General features: G+C 67.7%; 27 protein-coding genes and 1 pseudogene. 13 read left to right on the forward strand and 15 right to left on the reverse strand.

Annotated elements, in window-relative coordinates; genetic code table 11:
- Positions 1–9: 9 nt before the first annotated feature.
- From FXN61_RS08565 to FXN61_RS08585, 5 genes are read right to left on the reverse strand one after another with little or no spacing between them, the layout of a single operon-like run.
- Positions 10–1,128 carry a branched-chain amino acid ABC transporter permease gene (locus tag FXN61_RS08565; protein WP_223165348.1) on the reverse strand — a complete coding sequence of 373 codons (1,119 nt, stop codon included), beginning with the start codon at positions 1,126–1,128 and terminating at the stop codon, positions 10–12.
- A complete protein-coding gene (locus FXN61_RS08570; RefSeq protein ID WP_167971973.1) occupies positions 1,125–2,012 on the reverse strand; it encodes a branched-chain amino acid ABC transporter permease in 888 nt (295 codons plus the stop codon). Before FXN61_RS08570 ends, FXN61_RS08565 begins: the two co-directional genes overlap by 4 nt.
- Positions 2,005–3,825 (reverse strand): AMP-dependent synthetase/ligase, encoded by a 1,821-nt coding sequence (locus tag FXN61_RS08575; RefSeq protein WP_167971975.1) that lies wholly within the window; start codon positions 3,823–3,825, stop codon positions 2,005–2,007. Before FXN61_RS08575 ends, FXN61_RS08570 begins: the two co-directional genes overlap by 8 nt.
- The gene (locus tag FXN61_RS08580) at positions 3,822–4,601 is read right to left on the reverse strand and encodes an ABC transporter ATP-binding protein (RefSeq protein WP_167971977.1); all 780 of its coding nucleotides are present in this window, start codon (positions 4,599–4,601) and stop codon (positions 3,822–3,824) included. The genes FXN61_RS08575 and FXN61_RS08580 overlap by 4 nt, the downstream gene beginning before the upstream one ends.
- A complete protein-coding gene (locus FXN61_RS08585; RefSeq protein ID WP_167971979.1) occupies positions 4,598–5,371 on the reverse strand; it encodes an ABC transporter ATP-binding protein in 774 nt (257 codons plus the stop codon). Before FXN61_RS08585 ends, FXN61_RS08580 begins: the two co-directional genes overlap by 4 nt.
- A 200-nt stretch (positions 5,372–5,571) precedes the next feature.
- On the opposite strand from FXN61_RS08585, the gene FXN61_RS08590 reads away from it, so the two are divergent.
- From FXN61_RS08590 to FXN61_RS08600, 3 genes are read left to right on the forward strand one after another with little or no spacing between them, the layout of a single operon-like run.
- Positions 5,572–6,036, forward strand: coding sequence for an SRPBCC family protein (locus tag FXN61_RS08590; protein ID WP_167971981.1), 465 nt, complete (start codon positions 5,572–5,574; stop codon positions 6,034–6,036).
- Between the two features lie 12 nt (positions 6,037–6,048).
- Positions 6,049–6,768, forward strand: a complete 720-nt coding sequence (locus FXN61_RS08595; protein WP_167971983.1) for a SigB/SigF/SigG family RNA polymerase sigma factor — start codon at positions 6,049–6,051, stop codon at positions 6,766–6,768.
- A gap of 42 nt (positions 6,769–6,810) precedes the next feature.
- The gene (locus FXN61_RS08600; RefSeq protein ID WP_167971985.1) at positions 6,811–7,236 is read left to right on the forward strand and encodes a DUF4383 domain-containing protein; all 426 of its coding nucleotides are present in this window, start codon (positions 6,811–6,813) and stop codon (positions 7,234–7,236) included.
- Here FXN61_RS08600 and FXN61_RS08605 read toward each other — a convergent pair.
- The gene (locus tag FXN61_RS08605; protein ID WP_167971987.1) at positions 7,223–8,146 is read right to left on the reverse strand and encodes a DNA topoisomerase IB; all 924 of its coding nucleotides are present in this window, start codon (positions 8,144–8,146) and stop codon (positions 7,223–7,225) included. The two genes, FXN61_RS08600 and FXN61_RS08605, sit on opposite strands and share 14 nt — an antisense overlap.
- Before the next feature lie 49 nt (positions 8,147–8,195).
- Between FXN61_RS08605 and FXN61_RS08615 the strand changes: the two are divergent.
- The 3 genes and pseudogenes from FXN61_RS08615 (at position 8,196) to FXN61_RS08625 (ending at position 10,412) form a co-directional block, all read left to right on the forward strand.
- Positions 8,196–9,262 (forward strand): annotated as a pseudogene (locus FXN61_RS08615) (carboxylate-amine ligase).
- Positions 9,262–10,029 carry an iron-containing redox enzyme family protein gene (locus FXN61_RS08620; protein ID WP_167971993.1) on the forward strand — a complete coding sequence of 256 codons (768 nt, stop codon included), beginning with the start codon at positions 9,262–9,264 and terminating at the stop codon, positions 10,027–10,029. Before FXN61_RS08615 ends, FXN61_RS08620 begins: the two are co-directional and overlap by 1 nt.
- Positions 10,030–10,049: 20 nt before the next feature.
- Positions 10,050–10,412, forward strand: coding sequence for an STAS domain-containing protein (locus FXN61_RS08625; protein WP_167971995.1), 363 nt, complete (start codon positions 10,050–10,052; stop codon positions 10,410–10,412).
- A 1-nt stretch (position 10,413) separates the two neighbouring features.
- Here the strand turns inward: FXN61_RS08625 and FXN61_RS08630 are convergent, their stop codons facing one another.
- Together FXN61_RS08630 and FXN61_RS08635 are read right to left on the reverse strand one after the other, a co-directional pair.
- On the reverse strand, positions 10,414–11,100 hold the full coding sequence (locus FXN61_RS08630) for an SDR family NAD(P)-dependent oxidoreductase (RefSeq protein ID WP_167971997.1): 687 nt from the start codon (positions 11,098–11,100) through the stop codon (positions 10,414–10,416).
- A 41-nt stretch (positions 11,101–11,141) separates the two neighbouring features.
- Entirely contained in the window at positions 11,142–11,588 is a 447-nt protein-coding gene (locus FXN61_RS08635; protein WP_246291054.1) for a nucleoside deaminase, read from the reverse strand.
- Between the two features lie 186 nt (positions 11,589–11,774).
- Here FXN61_RS08635 and FXN61_RS08640 point away from each other — a divergent pair, with 186 nt between their 5' ends.
- From FXN61_RS08640 to FXN61_RS08650, 3 genes are all read left to right on the forward strand, one after another.
- Positions 11,775–11,951: a hypothetical protein gene (locus FXN61_RS08640; RefSeq protein ID WP_167971999.1), complete on the forward strand. Its 177-nt coding sequence runs from the start codon at positions 11,775–11,777 to the stop codon at positions 11,949–11,951.
- Positions 11,948–12,226 carry a S8 family serine peptidase gene (locus tag FXN61_RS08645; protein ID WP_167972001.1) on the forward strand — a complete coding sequence of 93 codons (279 nt, stop codon included), beginning with the start codon at positions 11,948–11,950 and terminating at the stop codon, positions 12,224–12,226. The genes FXN61_RS08640 and FXN61_RS08645 overlap by 4 nt, the downstream gene beginning before the upstream one ends.
- Before the next feature lie 72 nt (positions 12,227–12,298).
- Positions 12,299–13,777 carry an Nramp family divalent metal transporter gene (locus tag FXN61_RS08650; RefSeq protein ID WP_167972003.1) on the forward strand — a complete coding sequence of 493 codons (1,479 nt, stop codon included), beginning with the start codon at positions 12,299–12,301 and terminating at the stop codon, positions 13,775–13,777.
- 2 nt (positions 13,778–13,779) lie between these two features.
- Here the strand turns inward: FXN61_RS08650 and FXN61_RS08655 are convergent, their stop codons facing one another.
- Together FXN61_RS08655 and FXN61_RS08660 are read right to left on the reverse strand one after the other, a co-directional pair.
- Positions 13,780–14,295, reverse strand: coding sequence for a hypothetical protein (locus tag FXN61_RS08655; RefSeq protein ID WP_167972006.1), 516 nt, complete (start codon positions 14,293–14,295; stop codon positions 13,780–13,782).
- Entirely contained in the window at positions 14,292–14,621 is a 330-nt protein-coding gene (locus FXN61_RS08660) for a TfoX/Sxy family protein (protein ID WP_167972008.1), read from the reverse strand. Before FXN61_RS08660 ends, FXN61_RS08655 begins: the two co-directional genes overlap by 4 nt.
- 84 nt (positions 14,622–14,705) lie before the next feature.
- Here FXN61_RS08660 and FXN61_RS08665 point away from each other — a divergent pair, with 84 nt between their 5' ends.
- A complete protein-coding gene (locus tag FXN61_RS08665) occupies positions 14,706–14,978 on the forward strand; it encodes a YggT family protein (RefSeq protein WP_246291059.1) in 273 nt (90 codons plus the stop codon).
- Here FXN61_RS08665 and FXN61_RS08670 read toward each other — a convergent pair.
- The gene (locus FXN61_RS08670) at positions 14,959–16,494 is read right to left on the reverse strand and encodes an FAD-binding oxidoreductase (protein WP_167972010.1); all 1,536 of its coding nucleotides are present in this window, start codon (positions 16,492–16,494) and stop codon (positions 14,959–14,961) included. The genes FXN61_RS08665 and FXN61_RS08670 overlap by 20 nt on opposite strands.
- A gap of 93 nt (positions 16,495–16,587) precedes the next feature.
- On the opposite strand from FXN61_RS08670, the gene FXN61_RS08675 reads away from it, so the two are divergent.
- Positions 16,588–17,382 carry a hypothetical protein gene (locus FXN61_RS08675; protein ID WP_167972012.1) on the forward strand — a complete coding sequence of 265 codons (795 nt, stop codon included), beginning with the start codon at positions 16,588–16,590 and terminating at the stop codon, positions 17,380–17,382.
- Here FXN61_RS08675 and FXN61_RS08680 read toward each other — a convergent pair.
- Positions 17,358–17,531: a DUF397 domain-containing protein gene (locus tag FXN61_RS08680; RefSeq protein WP_167972014.1), complete on the reverse strand. Its 174-nt coding sequence runs from the start codon at positions 17,529–17,531 to the stop codon at positions 17,358–17,360. The genes FXN61_RS08675 and FXN61_RS08680 overlap by 25 nt on opposite strands.
- Before the next feature lie 12 nt (positions 17,532–17,543).
- Positions 17,544–18,374: a helix-turn-helix domain-containing protein gene (locus FXN61_RS08685; protein WP_167972016.1), complete on the reverse strand. Its 831-nt coding sequence runs from the start codon at positions 18,372–18,374 to the stop codon at positions 17,544–17,546.
- A gap of 132 nt (positions 18,375–18,506) precedes the next feature.
- Between FXN61_RS08685 and FXN61_RS08690 the strand changes: the two genes are divergently transcribed.
- Positions 18,507–21,752 carry an NACHT domain-containing protein gene (locus FXN61_RS08690; RefSeq protein ID WP_167972018.1) on the forward strand — a complete coding sequence of 1,082 codons (3,246 nt, stop codon included), beginning with the start codon at positions 18,507–18,509 and terminating at the stop codon, positions 21,750–21,752.
- On the opposite strand, the gene FXN61_RS08695 is transcribed toward FXN61_RS08690, so the two are convergent.
- Together FXN61_RS08695 and FXN61_RS51685 are read right to left on the reverse strand one after the other, a co-directional pair.
- Positions 21,749–23,830, reverse strand: coding sequence for a CHAT domain-containing protein (locus FXN61_RS08695; protein ID WP_246291061.1), 2,082 nt, complete (start codon positions 23,828–23,830; stop codon positions 21,749–21,751). The genes FXN61_RS08690 and FXN61_RS08695 overlap by 4 nt on opposite strands.
- 35 nt (positions 23,831–23,865) lie before the next feature.
- Positions 23,866–24,756, reverse strand: coding sequence for a tetratricopeptide repeat protein (locus tag FXN61_RS51685; RefSeq protein WP_246291063.1), 891 nt, complete (start codon positions 24,754–24,756; stop codon positions 23,866–23,868).
- Between FXN61_RS51685 and FXN61_RS51690 the strand changes: the two genes are divergently transcribed.
- Positions 24,727–25,557: a S8 family peptidase gene (locus tag FXN61_RS51690; protein WP_312877604.1), complete on the forward strand. Its 831-nt coding sequence runs from the start codon at positions 24,727–24,729 to the stop codon at positions 25,555–25,557. The two genes, FXN61_RS51685 and FXN61_RS51690, sit on opposite strands and share 30 nt — an antisense overlap.
- Positions 25,558–25,592: the final 35 nt, after the last annotated feature.

The following is a 25,592-nucleotide window of genomic DNA, read 5'->3' on the forward strand; positions in this document are numbered from 1 at the left end:
ATTCTCTCCTCAGTACGAGAACGGCCAGGTGCGCCAGTAGTTGCGGATGCGCACCCAGATGCCGAACAACCCGCGTGGCTCGACGATGAGGAACACGATGATGAGCACGCCGTAGAGAACGGCCTCCAGCTGGAAGACCGTGACCGCGCCGGTCGCGTCACCACTGATGAACGGCAGCACCGCGGGCAGTTCCCTGGTGATGCGTGGCAGCAGTGTGATGAAGAGCGCGCCCATGATCGCGCCGGAGATGGTGCCCGCGCCGCCGATGAGCACCATCGCGATGTACTGCACTGACAACAGCAGGTTGAACGAGCCCGGATCGAAGAACCCGTTCACCACGAACAGCAGCGCGCCGGCGACACCCGCGTAGAACGAGGACACCGCGAACGCCAGGACCTTGTACTTCGTCAGGTCCACGCCGATCACCGACGCGGCCAGATCCCTGTCCCGCACCGCCGCGAACGCCCGGCCGACCCGCGAGCGCACCAGATTCCGTGCCAGCACACCGAAAATCACCAGCAGCACGAACATCACCAGATAGAGCTGTTGCGCCGCCGTGAACAACGCGTTGTCCCTGTCCAGCCGCACCCCGAAGAGCTCGGGCACGGCCGCGGGCCGCCCGACACCCGGCCCGCCGGTCAGCGACGTCCACTCCCGGAACACGTGCTCTCCCAGGAAGACCAGCCCCAGCGTCACGATCGCGAGGTAGAGACCCCGCAACCGCACCGCCACCGGCGCCACCAGGACGCCGAAGAACGCGGCCACCAGACCGGAGGCCAGCAGCCAGATCGGCAGCGACGTGATGCCGAACCCGATCACCCGCCCGGTCTCTGATCCCGACAGCGCCGCACCCGTGTACGCGCCGATCGCGAGGAAGAACGCGTGCCCCAGCGACACCTGGCCCGCGTAGCCCGTGACGATGTTCAGCCCGATCGCGCCGATCGCGGCCACGAACCCGGTCGCGAGCAGCTGCAGCAGGTCGTCCGTGATGAGGAACGGGACCAGCAGGGCGAGCACGACGAGGCCACCCGTCCACGCCCGCTTCGGGCGCGTGTTCAGGAACGCCATGTCCTGCCCGTACGAGGTGTACAGCTCTGGCCTGCCCTTGATGGTTTTTGGCCCATTCACAGCCGTTCCACCTCCCTCTTGCCGAACAGTCCATAGGGTCTGACGAGCAACACCAGCAGCATCAACGCGTACGGCGCGACGAGCGCGAAGTTCGGCCCGAGCCACGGCGCGAAATCACCCTGGTAGGTACCGAAAAGCGACTCGACGATCCCCACCGCGAGTCCGCCCACGACCGCACCGCCCAGCGACTCGAGTCCACCGAGGATGATCGCGGGCAACGCTTTCAGCGCGACGATCCACAACTGCTGGTCGACTCCGGCGCCGGTCGCCACGAACACGCCGGCCAGCGCGGCGAGCCCGCCGGCCAGTGCCCACGACAGCGCGAACACCGACCCGACCGAGATCCCTTGCGCCAGCGCGACTTCCTGGTCGTAGGCGACCGCCCGCATCGCGAGCCCGATCCGCGAGTACCGGAAGAACGCGAACAACGCGGCCGTCACGACGGCGGTGGTCCCGATCATCACCAGGTACCGCTGCTGCACCTCGGCGCCCAGGAACGACATGGTCGTGAGGCCCCACGGATCACCGACCTGCCGCACGTCCAGGCCGATGAACGCGTTCGTCACGACCCTGACCACGACGTCCACGCCGATGGTGATGATCGCGACCACGAACACGGGTTTGCCGACCATGGGCCGCAGCACCGTGCGCTCCACGCCCAGTGCCAGCACCGCGATCAGCGCGGCCGCCACCAGCACCGCACCGAAGAACGACACCGCCGGTGACAGGTAGGAGACCAGCACCGCACCCGCCAGCATGAACGCCGGCTGCGCGAAGCTGATCACCTGCGTCGACTTGTAGATGATCACGAAGCCGAGCGCCAGCAACGCGTAGATGGACCCGGTGCCGAGACCCCGGATCAACGACTGGAGAAACTCATCCATACATGCTCTCCACGAGGTCGTCGAACATCTTGCCCAGCGCGGATCTCTTCACCTTCTGCGTCGCGGTCAGCTCGCCGTCCTCGTGGTCGAGCTCCTTGGGGAACATCCTGAACTTCTTGATCTGCTCGACGTTGGCGAACCTGCTGTTCACCTCGGTCACGATCGACTGCACCAGCTCCAGGACCTCCGGCTTCTCCGACAGGTCCCGGTAGGTGGTGTAGGTGAGCTTGCGCTGCTGCGCCCAGTGCCCGACCGTCTCGTACTCGATGCCGATCAACGCCACCAGGTACGCCCGCTGGTCGCCGATCACCACGGCTTCCTTGATGTACGGCGAGGTCTTCAACGCGTTCTCGAGCTCCGAGGGCGCGATGTTCTTGCCGCCCGCGGTGATGATGATGTCCTTCATCCGGTCGGTGATCTTCACGTGCGTCTCGTCGACCCACTCGCCGACGTCACCGGTGTGCAGCCAGCCGTCGGACACGACCCGTTGCGTGGCCTCGGGATCGCGCCAGTAGCCCGCGAACGTGCCTGCGTGCCTGGTGAGGATCTCGCCGGTCTCCTCGTCGATCCGCAGCTCGATGCCGGGCTGCGGTTCGCCGACCGTGCCGACCTTGACCCGTCCCGGCCTGTTTCCCGTTGCCACGGCGGTGTTCTCGGTCATGCCGTAGACCTCGTGCATCGGAACCCCGATGCCCATGAAGAACTTCAGCACGTCCGGCGCGATCGGCGCGGCGCCGGACGCGGCGTACCTGACGTGGCGCATGCCGATCCTGGCCTTCAGCGCGCGGAAGCAGAACAGCCAGCCCAGCGCGTAGATCAGTCTGCTTTGCGCCGTGTGCGTGCCGCCGGTCCTGACGAGCGTCTCGCCGATGCTTTCCGCTCGCTTGAGCCAGAACCGGGTGACCGAACGCTTGAGCCACGACGCGCTGGACACGCCGATCGTGACGCCCGCCAGCACCTTCTCCCAGATGCGGGGCACGCCGAACAGGATCGTCGGCTGCACCTCGCGCAGGTTCGCCTGCACCGTCTCGATGGACTCGGCGAAGTGCACCTGCACGCCGCTGGCCGCGCTGAACCACGTGGTGAAGATGCGTTCCGCGACGTGGCACAGCGGCAGGTAGGACAGCGTCACATCGGTGGAGGACGGCGGTGGCGAAGTGAAACCGCCGCCCTCCACCAGCACGTGAACGGCGAACTCGACGTTCGCCACGGTGAGCATCGCGCCCTTCGGCGGCCCGGTGGTCCCGGACGTGTAGATCAACGTCATGACGTCGTCCGGCTCGGTCGCCGCCATCCGTTCGGCGAGCTCGGCTCCGAACTCGTCGCGATGTGCCGCGCCGAGTGCGAGGAAGTCGTCCCACCACATCAGCTTCGGGTTGTCGTAGCGTCCTTTGATCCCGCGCGGTTCGAGGTAGACGATCCATTCGAGATCGGGGGTGTCCTCCAGCACCAGCAACGCCTTGTCGACCTGTTCCTGGTCCTCGGCGATCAGGATCCGCGCGCCCGAGTGCGACAGGAGGTAGGCGACCTCCGAGGCGGGGTTCGTCGGATAGAGGCCGACCGTGATGCCGCGCGCCGCGACGATGCCGAGATCGGCGTAGAGCCACTCGCGCCGGTTCTCCGAGTGGATCGCGACCCGCTCGCCCGGCTTCAGCCCGAGTGCCAGCAGCGCGTGCCCGACCAGTTCGACGTTCGCCCAGTAGCAGGCCCAGCTGACCTCCTGCCAGATGCCGAAGTCCTTGGCGCGCAACGCGATCTGGTCAGGCGTGTTGACCGCCCTGTTCTTCACCCGCGTGACGACGGTGGTGGTCATGGCGTCACGCTCTTGTGCTGCTCGCCGAGGTAGGCGCGGATGACGTCGGGATCCTGCTGCACCTCGGCGGGCGTGCCGGTGCGGATCGGGCGGCCGAAGTCCATGACCATCACCCGGTCGGCGAGGTCCATCACGAGGCCCATGTCGTGCTCCACCATGATCATCGGGATGTTCAGCTCCTCCCGGACGTCGAGGATGAACCGGGCCATGTCCTCGGTCTCCTCGACGTTCATGCCCGCGACCGGCTCGTCGAGCAGAAGGAGCTTCGGCTCCATCGCGAGCGCCCTGCCCAGTTCGACGCGCTTCTGCACGCCGTAGGGCAGCAGTCCGACCGGGTACCGGCGCCACTGCTCCAGTTCCAGGAAGTCGATCACGTCCTCGACCGCGAACCGGTTCTTCAGCTCCTCGTTGCGCGCTCTGCCGAGCCAGAAGAACGCCGAGAGAGCGCCGTAGTTCATGTGGTTGTGGCGGCCGAGCATGAGGTTCTCGACCACGGTGAGGTGCGAGAACAGCTCGATGTTCTGGAACGTGCGGGCCAGGCCCCTCGCGGCGATGCGGTGCGGGCGCATGCCGATGAGGTCGTCGCCCTGGAACCGCACCGTGCCCTGTTGCGGCCGGTAGACGCCGCTCAGGACGTTGAAGATGGAGGTCTTGCCTGCACCGTTCGGGCCGATGATGGCGAAGAGCTCGCCCTCCTCGACCTCGAACGACACACCGTCGACGGCCACGACCCCGTCGAACGCGAGCCGGATGCCCTCGACTTCCAGCACGCTCATGAAAGCCACCGCTTCCTGCGCTTGTAGTGCTTGACCGCACGGAACGAGGAGGTGCCGAGCCCGAGGTAGAACTCGCGGATGTCGTCGTCGGCGAGGAGCGCCGCGGCGGGCTTGTCCATGACGACCTTGCCGGTCTCCAGCACGTACCCGTGATCGGCGATGGACAGCGCCATGCTGGCGTTCTGCTCGACCAGCAGGACCGTGGTGCCCTGTTCGTTGATCTTCACGACGAGGTCGCGGATCTGCTGCACCAGCAGCGGCGCGAGCCCGAGGCTGGGCTCGTCGAGCAGCAGGTAGGCGGGTTCGGACATGAGCGCCCTGCCGATCGAAAGCATCTGCTGCTCCCCGCCGGACAGGTAGCCGGCGCTCTGCCTTCGCCGTTCCGCGAGCTGCGGGAAGAGCTCGTAGCACCGTTCGAGGTTGCTCTTGAGGCTCTTGGGGCGGGCGTGACCTCCGACCTTGAGGTTCTCGTCGACGGTCAGCTCGGCGAGGATTCTGCGGCCCTCCAGGGCCTGTTTGATGCCCCTGTCGGCGATTTTCGCTGGTGAAAGGCGGTGGATCGGTTCACCGTCGAGCGTGATCGAGCCCTTGGTGACCTTGCCGTCGTGCACGTCGAGCAGGCCGCTGAACGCCCTCATCAGCGTTGTTTTCCCAGCTCCGTTGGCACCGAGCAGGGCGACGACCTTGCCTTTGGGCACCTTGAGGCTCACGCCGCGGAGCACCAGCATCACGTCGTCGTAGACAACCTCAAGGTTGTTCGCCTCGAGCACCGGCGCCTCCTAGGGCCTGGAATGCCGATCAGTATGACGTGGATCACAACCATTTTGACTACTGTGCGCAATTTCGTGATGCGCATGTCGCGATTGGTTCAGCACTCTCCGTGTCCGTCCAGAGTGGACCGGACACGATGTGTAACGAGCCGTGCCTTGGGTACTCACCTCGTGCAAGCAACTCAGTAGGAGGAGGTTTCGTGACCACCATTGAGAAGTCGGTGGACGTCCACGTGCCGGTGAGCACGGCTTACAACCAGTGGACTCAGTTCGAATCCTTCCCGGCGTTCATGGACGGCGTCGAGAAGATCGACCAGGTCACGCCGACCAGGACCCACTGGACCACGAAGATCGGCGGGGTCGTCCGCGAGTTCGACGCGGAGATCACCGAGCAGCACCCGGACGAGCGCGTCGCGTGGACCACGGTCGACGGGCCGCCGCAGGGTGGCGTGGTGACGTTCCACCGCCTCGACAACGACACGACTCGGGTGCATCTCCAGATGGAGTACGACCCCGAGACCATCACCGAGAAGGCGGGTGCCGCGCTCGGCGTGGTCGGCCACCGGGTCGAGGGCGACCTGAAGCGGTTCAAGGAGTTCATCGAGAACCGCGGCACCGAGACCGGTGCCTGGCGTGGCGACGTCACGCCGCCGCCCCAGGTCTGATCGCGGTGCCCGTTGACGCCAGATCAACACGCGGCGTTCGAGGAACTCGCCCGCACCGCACGTGACTCGCCGCGCTACTACGCGCTGCGGGATCGGCTGGTGCGCGAATACCTCCCGCTCGCCCGGCACATCGCCCGCCGCTTCAGCGAACGCGGCGAGCCGATGGAAGACCTCGCGCAGGTGGCCGCGGTCGGACTGATCAACGCCATCGACCGGTACGACGTGAACCGGCAGACGGACTTCCTGTCCTATGCCGTGCCCACGATCACCGGGGAGGTGCGGCGGCACTTCCGCGACCAGTGCTGGGCGGTGCGCGTGCCGCGCAGGTTGAAAGAGCTGTGTGACTCCATCGACGGCGCGACCGCCGAGCTGTCGCACAAGACCGGGCGATCTCCCACTCCCTCCGAGATCGCCCGGCACCTGGGGGTGTCGATTTCCGACGTCTACGAGGGCCTGCGCGTGGAGAAGAACGTCGCGTTCGCGCCCTTGGACTCGCTGGAGGGCTCGACGGTCGACGACCCCGCCCTGGAAGGCGTGGAGATCCACGAGGCCCTGCAGCCGATGCTGCGGGGCCTTCCGCGGCGTGAACGGACCATCGTCGTCCTGCGGTTCTTCGGACGGCTGACCCAGACGGAGATCGCGCGTCGCGTCGGGATCTCCCAGATGCACGTGTCGCGCCTGCTCACCAAGTCGCTGGAGCAGCTGCGGCACGACCTGCTGGCGGAGGAGTGAAATGGGCGAGCGGGAATGTCGGGTTTTCGCGATACTGGCCGCATGAACCGGTTGCGGTGGCCCCAGAAGCTGGCGATCAGCACCGGTGCCCTGCTCGCACTCTGGGGGGTGGCGGGGTTCTTCGTGACCGGCTTCTCCCCTTTTGCCGGCGAGTCCGACATGTGGTTGATCGGGCTGAGGGTGAACCCGTTGCAGAACACCATCCACGTCGTCCTCGGCGTCGCGTTGCTGCTGGCGGTTCCCCGCTTGAAGGCGTTGAGCGGAGTGGGGCTGCTGACGTCCATGCTGCTGCTGGTGACGTTCGGCCTGGGCACGGCCAGGTACGACGACCAGGTCGTGAACGTGCTGAACGTCAACCCCGGCAGCAACGCGCTGCACCTGCTGGCCGGGTTCGCCGCTCTGGCGGCGGCGCAGGGCGCCGTCTGGTGCCGGCAGTGTGATCGGGCGGCGGCGCTCAAGAGCGTGTGAGCAGCTTCCGCACCGCCCGTTCCGGATCGCCGTTGCCGATGACCTCGCCGCGTTCGAACGCTTCGACCAGGCGTGGGTCGACGTAGGACTTCCGCGCGACGGCCGCCGTGTTGCCCAGGTCTTCCGCCACCTCCCTCATCACCGCGCTGACCGCTCGTTTCGACGGTTTGCCTCGTTCCAGGAGGGCTCGCGCGAACGCCTGGGCTGCTCGCACCGTGGCGTGCCAGGTGCGGAGGTCCTTCACGCTGAACTCCTCGCCGACCAGTTCGCGGAATCGATCGTTGATGTCGTCAGCGGTGAGGTCGAAGACGCGGCAGTCCGGGGGCTGGCCCTGGAGAAGTGACCGGACGGCGCGCGCGAGCATCGCGTCGATGATCTCCTCGTCGACCTCGACGCCGTGCTTGGCGGGAAACCGGAACCTGACCCGGTCGCCGCGCACGCTGAGATGCTCACAAAGGAGCGTCGCCACGCCGTGGGTGCCGTTGTCCTCGGCGTACTCCTCGTGACCGACGCGGAAGACGCCCAGGTCGAGCATGCGCAGCGCGATGGCGAGCAGTCGCTTGCGGCCGCGTGACCTCATGTCGTTCACGATCTGCTCGCGGAACTTCCGCAGGCGCTTGGCGAGCTTCAGCACGCGGTCGAACTTCTCGGCGTCGCGGTCGGTGCGCCACCGCTCGTGGTAGAGGTACTGGCGGCGGCCCGCGTCGTCGTAGCCGACCGCCTGAATGTGGCCGTTGGGGTGCGGACAGATCCAGACCTCGCGCCATGCAGGTGGGATGACCAGGGCTTTCACCCGCGCGATGTCGTCAGCCGCGAGCGGCCGGCCGTGGGCGTCCAGGTACCGGAAGCCCTTGCCGTGCTTCACGCGCGTCCAGCCGGGACCGGACGGAGCGCTGCGGCGGAGTCTCATGTGGCCACCTCGTGGTTGATCAGTACGAAATGCGGGTACCCGCTCGCCGATGAACCACTACACGGTCGGTGTGGAACAGGAGTTCCTCCTCGTTGACCCCGAGTCGCGGCGGCCGGTAGCACTGGCGCCCCGAGTCCGGGAACTCTCCCGCGCCACCGGTGACCTCGACGTGCAGGGCGAGTTCACGCCGTTCCAGATCGAGATCGCCACCGGGATCACGCACAGCTTCGAAGAGCTGAACGAGCAGGTGCGGTGCTCCCGGCGGGTGCTGGCCGAGGCGCCGACGAGGCCGGGTGCCGGCTGGTGGCGACCGGCATGCCGCCGATCGGCAAGGCCGGTCCCCCACCCGGAACGGATGAGCCGAGATATCACCAGATCGAGTACTCCCACCGAAGACTCGTCCTCGGGCAGGGCGCTTGCGGGCTGCACGTCCACGTGGGCGTCGAGGACAAGGCAGAGGCGCTGCGGGCGTCGAACAAGCTGCGGGTGTGGTTGCCGACGTTGCTGGCGCTGAGCGCGAACTCCCCGATCTACGGGGGAGAGGACACCGGATATTCGAGCTGGCGGTCGATGGTGTGGTCGCGCTGGCCGGTGAGCGGACCGCCGCCGTTGTGGGACGGCCCCGAGCACTACGACCGCACCGTCGAGGCGATCATCGCTACCCAGGCGTTGCTGGACAGGGCGATGGTGTACTGGGACGTGCGGCCGTCTGCGGATCATCCGACGGTTGAGGTGCGCGTGGCGGACATTCCGCAACTGGCAACGGAAGCAATCGTTCTCGCGGAACTCGTCCGTGCGATCGTCGCGTCCGAACCCTCCGAACAGAGGGTGGACGATCCCGTGCTGCGAGCGGCATATTGGCGGGCGTCGCGCGACGGGGTCGACGGACTGGCCGCCGATCCACACACCGGAAAACTCTCCCCCGCGTTCGACCGAGCAGAAGACCTGGTTGAGCACGTCGCGGTCGCGCTGCGCGATCGCGGCACTCTGTCTACTGTGGAGCGCCAGATGGACTGGTTGCGCCACAACGGCAGCGGTGCGGCCCGGCAACGACGCTGCCCGGACCCCGAGTCCCTTGTGGACGAGCTGATCGCCCGAACGCGTGAGGAAACCTGATGCGCCTCCCCGCTCCCCGCGGCCACATGAGCTCCGCCCTGGTCACCGCACTCCGTCTTCCGCCGGTGCCGCGGCCGGCGTTGCTCGCCGGCGGAGGCACCAGGGAGACCTGGCTCGACGACGATCTGCAGCTGTCGTTGTGGATCTGCTACGAGCTGCGGATGCGCGGCTTCGACGACGTTCACGCCGGCTGGGAGGACCACCCCGCGCTGACGCAGTTCCACGCCATCCTGGAAGCGCGCTGGGAGGAAGGGCTGCGGTCGTTGCCGGAGGTGACCCAGCCCGCTTCCCTGTCCGAAAAGGGTCTGGACGAGCTGCGCAAGCACCACGCGTTCTGGCGGCCGCGCCGGGAGATGCGCTCGGTGCTGCGCGACATCCAGGGCGACGCGTACGGCGCTCGTTCAGAGCGGACGCATTCGGTGCTGTTCACCGTGACGTTGCGCGACCTGAATTGCGCTGTCGGCGTGGACGAGATGCCCGCGCCGACTTTGGCCCTGGTGAACGCGCTTTCGTTGTTCGGCCTGCACCAGCGCCTGGTGGGGGCTCTGGTCGGGTTCCTGACCGCCGTCGACACGATCGGCGGTGACCCGTTCGCACAGCTGCTGCCGGTCCAGTGCCCGCCCGACGACGTCCGCCTCGGCTTCACCGTGTGCCACGAGCTGCACGCACGCTTGACGCACCACGTTCACGCCTGTCTGCAGGCAGGCCGCACCTCGCTGAGGGGCCGTTGGCTGCTCTCGCAGGGCCGCGTTAACGTGGGGTGCTGACGTTCTTGAAGGGAGACAGCGTGCCCGACCCCACAGCTCTGGCCTCGGTGGTCGTCGACCGGATCGCACCCGACGTCGTCGTGCTGCACGTGTCCGGAGAGCTCGACACCACGAGCAGCAGCGAGCTGACCACCCCGCTGGACAAGTACGTGGTGGAGGCGAACCGGGCCGTCGTCGTGGATCTCGGCGGCGTGAAGTTCCTGGGCTCCGCCGGTTTGGAGGCGCTGGTGCTGGGACAGCAGCGCGCTTCCCAGGCCGAGGTCGACTTCGTCGTGGTCGCTTCCACTCGGGCCGCCCTGCGGCCGATCGAGGCGACTGGACTGGACTCGGTCTTCACGATCCTGGGTTCGGTGGACGAGGCGGTGGAGCGCTACTCGTCCTGACCTACCAGGGCAGGGTGCCCTCGGCGTCGAAGTAGCCGCCGGTCGGCCCGTCCTGCCCGATCTGCGCCATCCGCACGATGATCTCCGCGCCCTGTTCGACGGTCTGCTGACCGGTACCACCGTTCAGATCGGTGGCGGTGAAGCCGGGCTCGACCGCGTTGATCCGCATGTTCGGGAACGCCTTCGCGTACTGCACCGTGACCATGTTGACCGCGGCCTTCGACACCGGATAGGCGACACCGGGATACCCGCTGCCGGCGGCGGCCGTGGCCAGCGAGGCCAGGCGACTGCTGACGTTCACCACGACCGGAGAGCCGGACCGTTCCAGCAACGGCAGGAAAGCGTGCAGCACGCGGACCAGGCCGAAGAGGTTGACCTCGAACGTCTCCCGCATCAGGTCGGCGGTGACGTCCGCGGCGCCGACGACGCCCGACTCCTGCCACTCCGGAGCGATGCCGGCGTTGTTGACCAGCACGTCCAGCTCTCCCACCGCCTCGGCCGCGGCCGCCACCGACTCGTCGGAGGTGACGTCGAGCTGGACGGGCCGCGCACCCACCTCGGCGGCAGCCGCCTGCCCCAGCTCGGGGTCACGACTGCCCAAGTACACCGTGTGGCCGGCGAGAACGAGTTGACGGGCGGTCTCGAGGCCGAGGCCCTTGTTCGCGCCGGTGACCAACACAGAAGCCATGCGTCCACGCTACGACCTGGAGCGCGCTCCAGGTCAAAGGATCAGTCCTGGCCGATGTCCTCGTACCAGAGCTCCGGCCGCTCCGAGATGAAGTTGCTCATCAGCTCGATCAGCGAAGGGTCGTCCACGATCGTGATGCCGACGCCGTGCTCGGCCAGCCAGTCGTGGCCGCCGTAGAACGTGGTGGCCTCGCCGATCAGCACGTTTGAGATGCCGAACTGGCGGACCAGGCCGCTGCAGTACCAGCACGGCGACAGCGTCGTGACCATGGTCGTACCGCGATAGCTGCGTTGACGGCCGGCGTTGCGGAAGGCGGAGGTCTCCGCGTGCATGGAGGCGTCACCGTCCTGCACACGACGGTTGTGGCCCCTGCCCAGCAGACGGCCGTCGCCGTCGAAAAGTGCGGCGCCGATGGGGATTCCGCCCTCGGCGAGTCCGATCCGCGCCTCTTCGACGGCGACGGCCAGCATGTCTGAAGCAGCGGTCATGCCGCCCAAGCTAACGGAGGCGGGCTTGCCACACCCGGTGGGCCTTTCGGTGGGCGGCCGTTCGGCGTACAACCGACAGCGGGTCGGGGCTGTCCCAGGGAGTCCACATGAGACGTCTCATCGCGACTGCCGCCGCCCTGGTGCTGGCCGCTCGGCTGCTTCGGCAGCGCCATCAACGCGGGTGTCGTGTTCGTGGCTTCGGCGGGCAACGAGGGCGACGCGGGCATGGGCTTCCCTGCCGCCTGCGCGCCGGTCATCTCGGTCGGCGTGGGCGGCTGGACGCGGCAGTGGAACGACTACCCGGACAAGACGTCGTGCCCGAAGGCCGGTACCTGCTGCCGTACCCGTGCGCGAGGCTCATGAGCGGCACCAGTTTCTCCGGACCCGCTGTGGCCGGTGTGGTGGCGCTGATGCTGGAACGCAACCCCGGACTGTCCAATGCGGACGCGCAGACCGATCCCGCGTCGTGGGGACCGGGCGAGCTGGAACGCCGTCTGGAGGCATCGGCGACGCCGTTGGCGCCCGGCTCGGTGACCGTGACGCACCGGACCGGTGAGCCGTTGGTCGAGACCCGGGGCGCGGACGCCATCGGGCACGGGTGGGTGTTCGCGAACGACGCGGTGACCGCGGCCGGTTGACCGAGTGCCCGGCACGTCGGGAGAGTGGGAGCTTCCGTTCCCCGACGTGTCGGGAGGTCGACAGTGTCGTCGATGCAAATCGGAGTGAGCAGGCCACCGTTGGACGTGGCTGACCTGCCAGAACCCGAGGAAGTGTTCAAGGTTCGCAAGCTGGGGCCGCTGCAGGTGGTCCAGTTCGTCATCGGCCCGAGCCTGATCGCGCTCGGCATCTCGATCGGCAGCGGCGAGTGGTTGCTCGGTCCGCAGGCGGTCGGCAAGTTCGGCTTCGTCGGCATCGGCTGGGTGATCACCGTGTCGGCGTTGCTGCAGACGTTCTACAACGTGGAGGTCGCCCGCTACGTCGTGGCGACGGGCGAGGTCCCGATCGTGGGCTGGGGCCGCGTGCCGCCGGGCTGGAAGTTCTGGGTGCCAGTCTCGCTGGCGGTCTTCTACTTCGCGTTCATCTTCGGCGGCTGGGCGGCGGGTGCCGGTCAGGGACTCTTCGCGCTGATCGCGGGACGCGGCTACCGGCCGGACGAGATCGAGTACGTGCGGCTGCTCGCGATCGGCCTGCTCATCGTCGTCTTCGCGATCACGGCGGGCGCCCGCAAGGTGTCACGGGCCCTGGAGCTCACGAACTGGGTGCTCGTGGGCACGCTGCTGCTGGTCCTGATCGTGGTGACGGTCCTGATCGTGCCGTTCTCCGTGTGGTCGGAGGGAGTGCGCGGTCTCGTGACGCCCGCCGCGCCGCCCGCGGGCATCACGGCGACACAGCTGGGAGCGCTGGCCGGGTTCACGGCGCTGGCGTCCGGGCTGAACTGGTACGCGATGAGCCACTACCGCGACAAGGGTTACGGGATGGGACACCGCGTCGGGTTCATCTCGGGCCTGCGCGGGGGCAAACAGGAGGTGCGACCGGTCGGCGTGACCTTTGTGGACACTCCGGCGAACGCGTCGTTGTGGCGCCGCTGGTACAGGTTGCTGCTGATCGACCAGTGGGCGGTGTTCTTCGTCGGTGCCATGCTCGGCATGCTGCTGCCGACCGTGCTCATGGCACACGTCGTGGCGGTGTCCGGCCAGCAACCGACCGCGGCGAACGTGCCGACGTTCTCGGCCGAACAGCTCGGGATCCTGTACGGCCAGGGCATGTTCTACCTGATGCTGGTGGTGGGCGTGCTGGTGCTGTTCTCCACTCAGCTCGGCATCTTCGAGGCCCTGGTGCGGAACTTCACCGATGCGGTGCACGCGGTCTCTCCCCGGCTGCGCAAACGGATCGAGGGCGACCCCCGGCGGTTCTACTACCCGTTCATGCTGCTGGTGCTGGTGATCATCGCCGGCGCGTTGCACCTCGCGTTGCCGGTGGAACTGGTGCAGATCTCGGCGAACATGTCGAACCTGGGCGCGCTGATGTTCCCGTTCGCGTTGATGTACCTGAACTCCCGGCTGCCGCGACCTGCTCGGCCGCGGTGGTGGCACTACGTGATCTTGGGGCTGAACGTGGTGTTCTTCGGGTTCTTCTTCGTGAACTTCGTCTACGAGTTCCTCACGGGAGGTCCGTTGGTGCGGTTCTGACGTCAACAGCGGGTGAACTGCTCGATGTCCCCGAGCGCGTCCTCGGCTCTGCCGCCGACCTCAGGATCGTCGAGCAGTTCGCGAAGGCGAGGCACGACCTCGGGCAGCACCTCGCCGTCGAGCCTGCCCACGTGCCCCAGGCAGGTGACGGCGAGCTGACGCAGCGCGGGATGGTGCGTGTGGTCGAGCAGGATCCGTTGCAGCTGCTCGCGGTCCGGCTCGTGGTGGACGAGGCCGAGCATGGCCTGGGAGGCCTCGAAACCGCCCGCGCGGAGTTGGTCGTGCCAGCGCACCACACACTCCGCGATCACCACCTCGGACGAGCGTTCGAGCCAGTCGGCGACGTCACCGGTCACGGCTGCCCAGCCACCTCCAGGAACGCGCACCATCAGCTCGTCGTTCACGACGCCGACGAGCGGATCGCCGCCCCACTCGAACACCACACCGCCGAGCGCCGATGTCTCACTGACGTACCGGTAGCCGTCCAGCGCCGCCCGGACGCGGTCCAGAAGGGTCACTTCGGCGGCAGCGCTTCCACGAACTCGCGGGCGCGCGCGATCCAGTCCTCCAGGGCCTCGTCCTCGGACACTGCGGCCCCGTCGACGATCACCCAGCCCTTCATCGGGCGACCGGTGAAGTCGAAGACGCGGGCGCCCGGCTGGGTCAGCGCGTCTTCCTGGGCCTCCGGGCCAACGCGGGCGATCAGGTCGTCGCCGATCACTCCTACCAGCATGTTTCCGTGCCAGAGGAACGCGATGCCGCCGAACATCTTCTTCGAGCCCATGCCAGGTAGGCCGCCCAGCGCGTCGCCCAGGCGGTGGGCCAAACCTTCGTCGTACGCCACACGCTGAATACTGTCTCAGCGAGTTGCCAGGCGCCTCTCAGATTCATGTGGCTTCATGGACGTACAGGACATTAGGAGGCCATCTTGTTCGGCTTGGTCGGCTGGGTGCTCGGTTGGCTCTTGACGCTGTTCATCCTCGTGATGATCGGCCGGATGATCGTGGACTGGGCGGTCACCTTCCAGGCGAGAGGTGACTGGGTGTGGAAGGTGCGCCGGGTGACGCACGCGGCGACCGAGCCCGTGCTGGCGCCGGTGCGCAAGGTGTTGCCGCCGGTGCGGTTCGGCGGGTTCGGGCTGGATCTCGCGTTCACGGTGGTGTTCATCGCGGCGCTGATCCTCAGGTCGATCGTGTGGTGAGGACGCCGGGGTTGAGCACGCCCTGAGGATCCAGCGCGGCTTTGGCTCCGGCCAGCGCCGCGCCGAACACGTCCGGACGTTGGCGCGTGTACCAGGGCATGTGGTCGCGGCCGACGGCGTGGTGGTGGGTGATCGTGCCGCCGGCGTTCAGCAACGCCTCGGACACCGCGGCTTTGATCTCGTCCCACTGCGCGGTCAGGCTGCCCCACCGGCCCGGCGCGTAGATGCCGTAGTAGGGCGCGGGGCCGTCCGGGTAGACGTGGGTGAAGCGGCACGTGACGACGCCGATTCCGCACACCTCGCGCAGTGCTGTGGTCGCCGCCTCCACCACCGCCGCGTGCAGGTCGAAGAAGCGGTCCCAGGTGCAGGCCGTCTCGAACGTCTCGGTGATCATCGCGTGCTGGGCCATCGCGTCACGTTGATAAGGCATGCGCAGGAACGACTTCCGCCACTGCTGCGCCGCGCCCTCGACGACCTCGCCGTCGCCGCAGAGTTCCAGCGCTCGGGCCAGTTGCGCGTCGACCGGGTGGTCGGCGGACTCGAAAGCCAGCACCAGCACGAAAGACTGCGCACCGGCGTTGAGGAACGCTTCCGCCGGGTCCAGCAGACGGCAGTTCGCCGGGTGAAGCCCGGACTGAGCGATCAGCCGCGTCGCCTCGACGGCACGTTCCCACGACGCGAACCGCACCGAAGCCCCCGCGCGGTGGACCGGCGGTGACTGCAGGCGCATCCACGCCTCGGTGATCACACCCAGAGTGCCTTCGGAGCCGAGGAAAAGCCGGTCGGGCGACGGCCCCGCGCCCGACCCTGGCAGGCGACGCGACTCGGAGATCCCGTTCGGTGTTACCACGCGCAGCGACTCGGTCAGGTCGTCGATGTGCGTGTAGAGCGTGGCGTAGTGGCCGCCGGCGCGCGTGGCGAGCCAGCCGCCGAGGGTCGAGAACTCGAACGACTGCGGGAAGTGCCGCAACGTCAACCCGTGCGGCTTCAGCTGTGCTTCCAGCGACGGCCCGAACACGCCCGCCTGGATGCGAGCGGCACGGCTCACCGGATCGACCTCCAGCACCTGGTCCAAGTGCTGAAGATCCAGCGTCACAACACGATCCAGGTCGCGAGGCTCGACACCGCCGACCACGGAAGTGCCGCCGCCGAACGGAATCACGGCAACGTCGTTCGAGCCGCACCAGTCGAGCACGTCGACGACGTCCTGCTCGGTGCGCGGGCGGGCAACGGCGTCCGGCAGCGGGCCGACGTCGCCGACGAGGTTGCGGGTGACATCGCGATAGGCCTGACCACGCGCGTGGCTGAGCCGATCGACCACATCAGTCGAGTAAAGATCGCCGGGTGGCTTGATCCGGGACGGTGGAACGTCCAGCGAGGAAGGATCCGGCGGCGAGTGGAACGTCAGGTCCGCGTCCGGCAGGACAGCGCGGACACGGTCGACCAGCGCACGGCGTTCATCCGGGGTGACGGCGTCCTCGACGTTGCCCCAGCCCCACCACGACCTCGTTGTCATGCCGAGCAACATAAGCGAAACGTCACCGTTCTGGAATGACATGAGTACAACTACTCGCGCGCTCGCGACGGCCGCGGCGCTAGCGTCGCCGTCATGAAGCGTGGGGGGATCGCACTTCTGGCAACGGCCGTTGTCGCGGCGGGCATCACGACGTACGTGGTCACCCGTCCGGACGGCAACGGCGACACCGACAAGAAGGCCGCGGAGGTGGCGGACCGCATCGGCTACCCGGTCGGTACCGACGGCAACTCCTACGCCCGCTCCGCACTGGAGGGCAACACCGACCCGAAGTACTTCGCGGTTCTCGAGATCACCGACAGCCCGACGAACGACCCGCAGAAGATCCGCACCAGCCTGGTGTTCCGCGTCTACGACCCCGGCACCAGCGAGTCCCCGCCGAGCTGGCGGCTCTGGGAGGAGGACCCGGTGACCGCGTGCTACCGCGCGGACTTCAACTACTACGGCGTCACGGACGGCGGACCCGAACGCATCCGCTGCCCGCAGGACGCCAGACCGATCACTCCGCCACCAGCCCAGCGCACCGGCGTGCCGGACACCTACCTCGAAGCCTTCAAGACGATCCTCGCCGAGCTGCCGCCCGCTCCCACGCAGGACGAGGTGCTCGCCGCGTTGCGCGCGAAGCTGCCACCGGTGCCGGTCGACGAACAGACCAAGCTGCCCTGGGTCGAGCCCCGCCTCGACGCCTTCGTCAAGGACGGCAACGTCGGCATCATCGCCGGGGGCGGTGGCTCGTGCCTCAACGGCGTGCGCCTGACCAACGGCACCGTTGCAGCGTGGTACCCGCCTCGCGTGCAGACCCAGCCCGGCGAGTACGGCTGCTCCGGCCAGAGCGCGCTGGCGCTTTACAACGTGCCGCCGCCGAAGTGACCGCTCTTGGCCGAGGAGAGGAACGCCTCCCAGGCCGACGGTGACACCGGCATGTGGGCGGCGGGAGCCTTGCTGTCCCGGACACCGACTCCCACACCGATCTCCACGCAGTTGTTGCCATCCGGGCTGTAGCTGCTCTTGCGCCACATGGCGTGGCCTCCTCAGGAGACGATGTCGGTGATCAACCTCCTCGATTCTTCCTCATCCAGAGCCACACCGGCCAGCGACTTGAGAATCTCCGAGTAGAGGTCGACTGACGCGTCGTCCTCCATGAAGAGGCCGGAGTTCATCGTGTCGGCGTAGACGACCGGCGAGATCTTCTTGAACTTCATCAGGCTGAACTCGCCCATGGTTCCGGCGTGTGCGCCGATCCGCGTCGGAACCACCCGGATCGAGATGTACGGCCGCACCGACAACCTCAACAGGTGGTGAAGCTGGTCCCGCCAAACGGTTTCGCCACCGACCGGCAGCAGCAGCGCCTGTTCGTGCACATAAAAGAAGAACTTGTGCCCTGGCTCCAGAATCCGCTGCCTACCGACTCGTGCCTCCACACGCTTGTCGATGTCCTTGGTCTCGATCTTCGGCCAGACCTCGAACAGCGGCCGGATGTACTCTCGAGTCTGCAACAGGCCCGGCACCAGTGTCAGGTGCCAGCTGTGGATCTCGCTCGCCACGGTCTCGTGCTCGATGAGCGTCCGCATCTTGATGGGCAGGACGCCTTTGTAGTGCTGCCACCAGCCCTTCTCTCTCGACACCTTCAACAGGGCCATGAGGTGGTTGAACTCCTCCTCCCGCACACGACAAAGGCCCAACAGCCGGGCGAAGTCGATCTCGTCGACCCCGCCCTTCCCGGTCAACAGGTCCGAGATCTTCTGCGGGTCCCATCCCAACAGTTCCGCAATGGCGCGGTGCGACATACCGGTCGCGTCGACAACAGCGCGGACACTCGCTCCGAACTCGCGACCGCGCACCGTGGAAGCTCTAGCTGGCATGCGCACGAACGTAAGCCGCATTCCACCGCACCGAACACAGTTTCGGGCCAGGTCCAACCGAAAAGGCGGTCGTTGGACACCCTCCATCACGTTCATAGGGTCCGTGTGCGCATATCCGGTAGAAAGTGCCCCATGCACAACGAGGTCCAGGGCAGCACAGTGCACGGCCACGTCGTCCAGGCGCAGGAAATCGGCGAGCTGCACCTGCACGGCAACGAGGTCCCGCACCCACCGCTGACCTCGTGGCAGGACCGCCCAGCACTCACGGAGGAGCTCGAAGACCTCCTCCACGTGCAACGCGACGCGGCGGAAACGCTCCCCTACCGCCTCCTCGGCGTGCGGCAGCCCGAACTGACCCGCGTCTACGTCCAGCAGAGCGTCCGCGAAACCGAACGCAAGCAGGGCGACCGCCCGTTCCCGATCGGCGAGGCTCTGTCCCGCGGCAAACACCTTCTGATCACCGGCGAACCCGGCGCCGGCAAGTCCACCCTCGGCCAGATGTACGTGCAGCGCCTGGCCACCGAGTGGCTCGAAGCCAGCGCCGACCCGCCACTGCCGGAACCCGTGATGCCCCTGCGCATCCCGGCGAAGGCGCTGGCCGACGACCTGCCGTGGAGCGAGCTCCTCGCCAACGCCGTTCGCAGCAGCCGCCTGAACTCCACCCTCAAACCGGAGCTCTTCGCCAAGCGCGCACTGGGCGCCCGCTGGCTGGTCTTCGTCGACGGCCTGGACGAGATCGCCGAGCCAGAACGTCGCGACCGCGTGATCGACGCGCTGGTCAGCCGCATGCGCCGGGGTAGCGACCACCGCCTGGTCATCACCACCCGCCCGCTCCCGCCAGACGAACTCCAGAAGCTGCACGGCCAGGACATCGACCTCTTCACCATCCAGCCGTTCGGGCCGGTCGAGCTGCAGGACTTCGCCTCCGCCTGGTTCCGCGCCCAGAACCCGACGAACTCGAAGGACCGCGCCGCGGAGTTCGTCAGCCAGGTCCACGACGGCCGCCTTCGTGAGCTCGTCCGCAACCCGCTGCTCGCCACGATCGCGGCCATCGCGAACACCTTGGAACCCCACCGCAAACTCCCCCACAACCGCGCGGACCTCTATGAGCGGTTCATGAGCTACCTGCTCGACGACAAGGCCAGCGGCCGCAACACCCTCGCGGAGCTTCGCAAGGCACACGCCGACGACCCGGCCCGCGTCGAACAGATCGAGTGGCTCTACGAACGCCGCAAGGACCTCGTAGAACAGCTGGCAGTGAAACGCCTGGAGTCCGAACGGGCCCTGCTCGACATCGCCGCGACTTGGGACCACGAGGCCCAGCCCGAAGACGTTCTGGCGGTCCTGACGAGCACCGGGTTGTTCGTGCACAGCGACGCGGGGCTGAAGTTCCTGCACCACTCGTTCGCGGAGTTCCTCGCCGCACGCGTGCGGGCGGCGACCATCCCCGCCGACTTCCCGAACCTCGACGAGTGGGTCGAGCTGGGCACCCAGCAGGCCCGCGAGACCTCTGTGCTCTTCACGTTCGTCCTGTGGGGCCGCAAACCCGGCCACGACCTCGATCTGGTGATCGAGCCGCTGCTGGAAGGCGGCGTCGAACACGCGCTGCTCGCGGGACGGCTACTGGCCGAGGACGTCTCCATCACCTCCGCACGGGCGGCCGAGGTCGTCGACCGCCTCGTGAAGTTGTTGCTCGCCAACGGAGTCAGAGAGATCCCCTGGGACGACGCCCGCGAGATCGGTCGCGTGCTGGCCGGTCTCGACAACGACGCCATCGCCCACCTGCTCATCCCGAAGCTGCGCGGACTGCGGGACAACGGTGACCTCCCGGACGTGGTGCGGATCGGTTGCACGGTGGCGCTCGGGCACCTCGAATCGCCGGAGAACGCCGCCACCTGGTTGCAGGAGTACGCGGACGTACGCCGCTCGCACGCGTTGGCCGCTATCGCGACGGGACTCGCGGAGATCCTGCCGAACGGCGCCGACCTGGCGGAGGAACTCCTGTTGCGGCTGGCGAAGACCACCGACAGCTACAGCCTCGTCATCGCGGTGATCGACACGCTGAGGTTCGACATCGAACGCCGCGAGCCCGCCCGCCGGTTGTTGCGCGACCTGGTGCGGCGGCTCAAGACCGACGAGGCCGCCAGGCCGGGTAGCCCACACGTCCCGCACTTCGGCGCGCTCTCGGACACCACTCCGTTCAGCTGGGACACCCTCTGCGTTCACGCGATCGAACTGGAGTGCCCCGACGAAGCCACGTGGCTGGCCGAACGGATCCTCACACAGTCCTCTGTGGACATAGATGAATGGGCGACTGCGGTCGGCGTCCTGCTGAGGCACGGCAGCGAATCCTCGCTCGACGGCGTCATAACCCGTGCTCGGTCGTTGACACCGGAACACGTCCTGATCGTCGCCGAGCACAGTCTCGTCGACCACCGCGTGACGGTCGAACTCGCGCGCTCCGTCGTAACGCGTCCGACTGCGGACGACGACCAGTTCGTCCGAGCTTGCCAACTCATGGTTCTGTTCGAGCCGAAAGAAGTGCACAAGTTGGTCGCGGACCGCCGGTCACTCGACCTGAACGACCTGATCCGGCTGGCCGACATAACATCACTCCAGGACCTTTCCCAGGTGGGAAAACTCCTCCAGCGGGTCGAGGTGGCCCAGGTCGACGGTGAACAGCGGTCGGCAGAGCTGATGGCCGGCATGCTGCGCCTGGGATTCGACGGCGACCGCCTGCACACCGAAGTCGTGAACGGCCTGCCCGTACAGCGCGCCACGGCAGCGGCGGCGCTCTTCAAGACCGGCCACACCACCCAGGCCGAACACCTCGTCGGCACGTTGCTCACCGAACCGCTCGACGCCATGTCCGCTGTCATCTGCCTCGACAGGATGATCGCCAAGAAGGTCCCAAGGGAAGCCCAACGGTTGTACGACCATCTGCGCGTCGTGGTCGGGCAGCACGATCCTGCGGTCGCACGGCGGTTCGCGCCGATCCTGCACCGGGTCGGCCAACCGGAGAAGGCGGCCGAGGTCGCGCTGGACGCGTTCCTGCGGTCGCTCGGCGACTACGAGGTGGACAACTGCGTCGGCACGCTGCTCGACGTCAGCGGGTCCGCTCACGCGGACGTCGTGGTACAGAAGGTCAGGGAGTCGAACCTCAGTGTGTGGCAGCGGATGAACATCGCGGACCTGTTCATCAACGACGGCCTGCTCGACCACGCCGTGATGCTGTGGCTGGACGTCGTGCGGCACCACGACCTGGAGATCGCAAAGGGAGTGGAGGCGGCGGCCAAGTTGGTGCAGGTCGGTCAGCGTGCCCAGGCGATCGAAGCGGCCGCCGGCCACAGAGCGCTGCTGGCCTGGCTCCAGGCCTAACCGGCCCCGAAGCAGACAAAGCCAACGGCAGCGGCGTAAGCAGCGTCATCGGCAGCGGCCCGCTGCACAGCGGCGAGAGCCTCGGCGGGCGCCATCCCCGCTGCCAGCTTCTGGTGCAGCTCCACCATCACCGGAGCCGTGCCGTCGGTCGGCACCGGCACAACAGGCGCGATCAAGGTACGAGTACCGAGCCCGAGAAGCGCCGCCGTGAAGCCCATCAACTCATCACCGGGCCGGACAGCGGACTGACCGGTGTCGCACGCCGACAGCACCACGACGGTCGGCGGGGTGCGCAGACGTTCGATGTCGTAGACGGTCAGCGGCCCGTCGGCCAACTCCAGAGCCGAGAAGAGCGGGTTGTCGACGCGGAACGACCCGTGCGCGGCGATGTGGGCAAGCGCAGCACCGTCCATTGCGGACGCAACGGCGCTCACCGTCGCTTCCGAGTCAACGAGAACGCGGCCGGGCACGTGCGAGCTGATCGCCTTGATCTCCGCGGGCGCGGCGGCCATCCGGGGTCCGGCGGCCAGCACCGCCTCCCCCGAGGCATCGGCAACCGAACAAGCCCGCAACCACACCGAGGCCGAGGGCGCGACGGTCACCTGGCAGTTCAGCACCGACCACGGCAGGCCGTTCAACGCGCCCGTCGGCACCACGACCAGCGGCCGGCCGTCGATCCGCGAAGCCAGCGGCGCCAGCAGTCGTTGAGCCAGCAGCGAAGCGGCGTGTGCGGCCGAAGACCGCGCCACGGCGAGGTTCGGCAGGTGCGGCGGCAACGTCACGAGACGGTGCAAGGCGAAGCGCAGGAGCCGGATCTCGCGGACCACACCCTCCACGGCGCCCAAAGAATGCAGAGAAGCGCGACCACCCGCCAGTACGACGGCCATCAGCACACCGTCGTACTCGACGAACTCGATCAGCGCCGACGAGCCCAAAGCCGCGGCCAGCGACCCGACCGGCGGTGGCTTGAACACCGAGACCTCACCGGACACCTGCCGGGTGAGGTCGCGGACGCGCTGCTCGGCACGGATCAGCTGCACGCGCAGGGCACCGGCGGGTTTTCCCGCCAGCACAGCGGATTCCACGTCCGCTGCCACCGCGCGCAACGACGCCAGAGCGTCCTCCAGCCGAGGGTCGTCAGGTGGCGACACGGACTTCATCCGCAGCGCCCCGGCCCGCCAGCTCTCGGTCCACGACAACACGCGCGCGGCGTTGCCCGAGGCCACGGCGAGCCGCAAACCCTCCAGCGCCAAGGCCTGGCCCTGCACACCGGTCGACGCCCGCAGTTCGGCCGCCCCCAGCGACACCCGGTACTCGTCCAGCAGCCCGATACCGCGACGAAGAGCGGACGAAGTCCCACGAACATCGCCGGAAAGCTTGCGGCGCAACGCTTCCGCGTACCAGCCACGCACTCGCAGCCCGGCAGGGCCCCGAAAACGCGAAGCAGCGGCGACAGACAACTCGGCAACGGCACGGGCGCGATGACCGAGATCGGCGGCGACCAGGCCGGCGTCGATCCTGGCTTCCAGTGCGGGCAGCCGCCAGTCCATCGCGTCCAGCTCAGAAGCAACCCGCGACAACGCCAGTCGCAACGGCCGGGTGCGGTCACCGCGCAGCACGGCTGCGTGCAGCTCCAGATACCGCGCACCGGCAGCCCACAGCAGGCGTTGCTCGCGGCGGAACCGGCGACGCGCCTCGGCCGCGAAGCCATGGGCGGCATCGGGATCGTCGTCCAGCAGGGCGATGCGCGCCCGGAAGTACAGGGCCTCCGAGACGCCCAGCGGGTTCTTCAACGCCTTCAGCTCGGTGATCGCCCTGTCGGCCGCGGCGCGCGCCTCGTCCAGCAGCGGCACCGAGACGAGCAGCTCCAGCCTGTTCACCAGCAGCACCGGGCGCATCACGTCGAGCCGCCGGTACACCTCTTCCGCCTTGTCGAACAAGGTCAGCGCGGCAGGGACGTCGCCGCCGCGGGTGGCCATGATGCCGGCGTTCCAGTGCACGTCGGCGACACCGAGCTCCTGGCCGAGCTCCCCGAGCAACGAGGCCGCCAGCTCGAAGTCCGCCGACGCCTCACGCATGTTCCCCACGTACGCGCGCACGAGGCCCCGGTTGTTCAGGGCGCGCGCTCGACGAGCTGGTCGCCGACGCGGCGCGCACCGGCAATGGCCGCCGTGTAGTCGCGCTGCGCGTCGTCGTACCTCGTCAAATAGTGGAAGACGACGCCGCGTTGCATCAGCGCGGCCACCGCGTCGGCGCCGGTCAGCTCCGGCATCGCGTCGTCGAGCGCCTTCAACGCCTGCTTCTGCTTGCCCGTGTAGGCGAGCACCCACGCCAGACTCATCTGCGCCAAAGCGGACAAACGCGGCAGCGAAGCGTCGGAGGCGATCCTGATCGAGCGGCGCAGATGCCGGGCCGCTCCGCTGAAGTCGTGCATCTCGCGCAACGCGAGACCGATCGCGCGCTCGGCGATCGACCATTCCGCTCGATCTTCCGTCGTGCGGAGGACGGCGCGGGCCATCTCGACGGCCTCGCGCGGGTTGCGCTGCCTGGCCTCCAGCGCGTCCTCCGCACAAAAGTCGGTCACGGGCATCACTTTATCCGCTGTGGTAGCTTGATCAAGCTCGGTCGGGGTGCCCGTCAACGCTGCTTTAGTGAGGCCGTGGTGTCGAAGTCGCCAGAAAGCGCAGAGCTTTACCAAAGAGCTTTTCTGCAGCTCATCGCCGAGGACAAGAACATCAGCTTCCACGCCGAACGAGGGCGTGAATTCCTTTATCGACCCGGCCAGCTGGTCGTCGGCATCGACGACCAAGAACGCGTGATCGCAAAGCTGCGTGAAAACAACATCGTCGCCCGGCCCGTCGACGGATTCGCCGGATTGGCTCGACTGATCCTGCCGAACAACGCGGAGGACGTTCCGCGGATTGTCCGCCTGTTGCGCGACCAGCGGAACTGGCCGAACCAGCGAGTGCCGCTCGTGCAGCCGCACCACGTGATCGTCGGCCACGGCGGCCTCGTCATGGGCAACCCCGGCGACCGGCCGTACCCCACCGACCCGGTCTCCGTCCCCAAGTCGGACGAGCGCCTCAAGAACGTCAGGGTCGGCATCATCGACACCGGCATCTCCTCCGGCGCCGACAGCGAGCACTCCGACTGGTTCGCCGGCCGCTACGACAAGGAGACGGACGACGTCGACCCCGCCTACAGCAGCGGCCACATGTTCGCGTTGCAGGGCGGGCACGGCACGTTCGTCGCCGGCGTGATCCAGAACGCGGCGCCCGGCGTCACGTTCGACCCGGAGGTCGCACTCGACCAGAACGGGTTCGGTGACGAAGAAGGGCTCTGCCGCAAGATCTCGGAGCTGGGCCAGAAGAAGATCAACCTGCTCAACCTGTCGCTGGGCTGCTTCACCGAGGACGACGTGGCCTCAGAACCGCTGCGGCGCGCGATCGACGAGCTGCCGGCGGACGTCGTCGTGGTGGGTTCTGCGGGCAACCAGGGCACGCAGCGGCCGAGCTGGCCTGCCGCGCTGTGCAGGGTCACCGCCGTCGCCGCCGCCGAGCAGAACCGGGACGGCTCCGTGGGGCCCGCGTCGTACTCGAACTGGGGTCATTGGGTGGACGCGTGCGCGATCGGCAACCGGGCGTCGACCTACCTCAAGGGTGAGTGGCAGCTGCCGGGCGAACCGCCGCGACGCCGTTCGCGCTGTGGGCGTACTGGTACGGCACGTCGTTCGCCGCGCCCTGGTCACCGGCCGGATCGCCGCCACGATGGTGGCGGACGGCATCAGCGCAGCTCAGGCACGTGACAAACTGTTGAGCGGGCCGGAGTTCCATCCCGGCT

The sequence above is a fragment of the Lentzea indica genome (assembly GCF_012184385.1).
Classification (GTDB): domain Bacteria; phylum Actinomycetota; class Actinomycetes; order Mycobacteriales; family Pseudonocardiaceae; genus Lentzea; species Lentzea indica.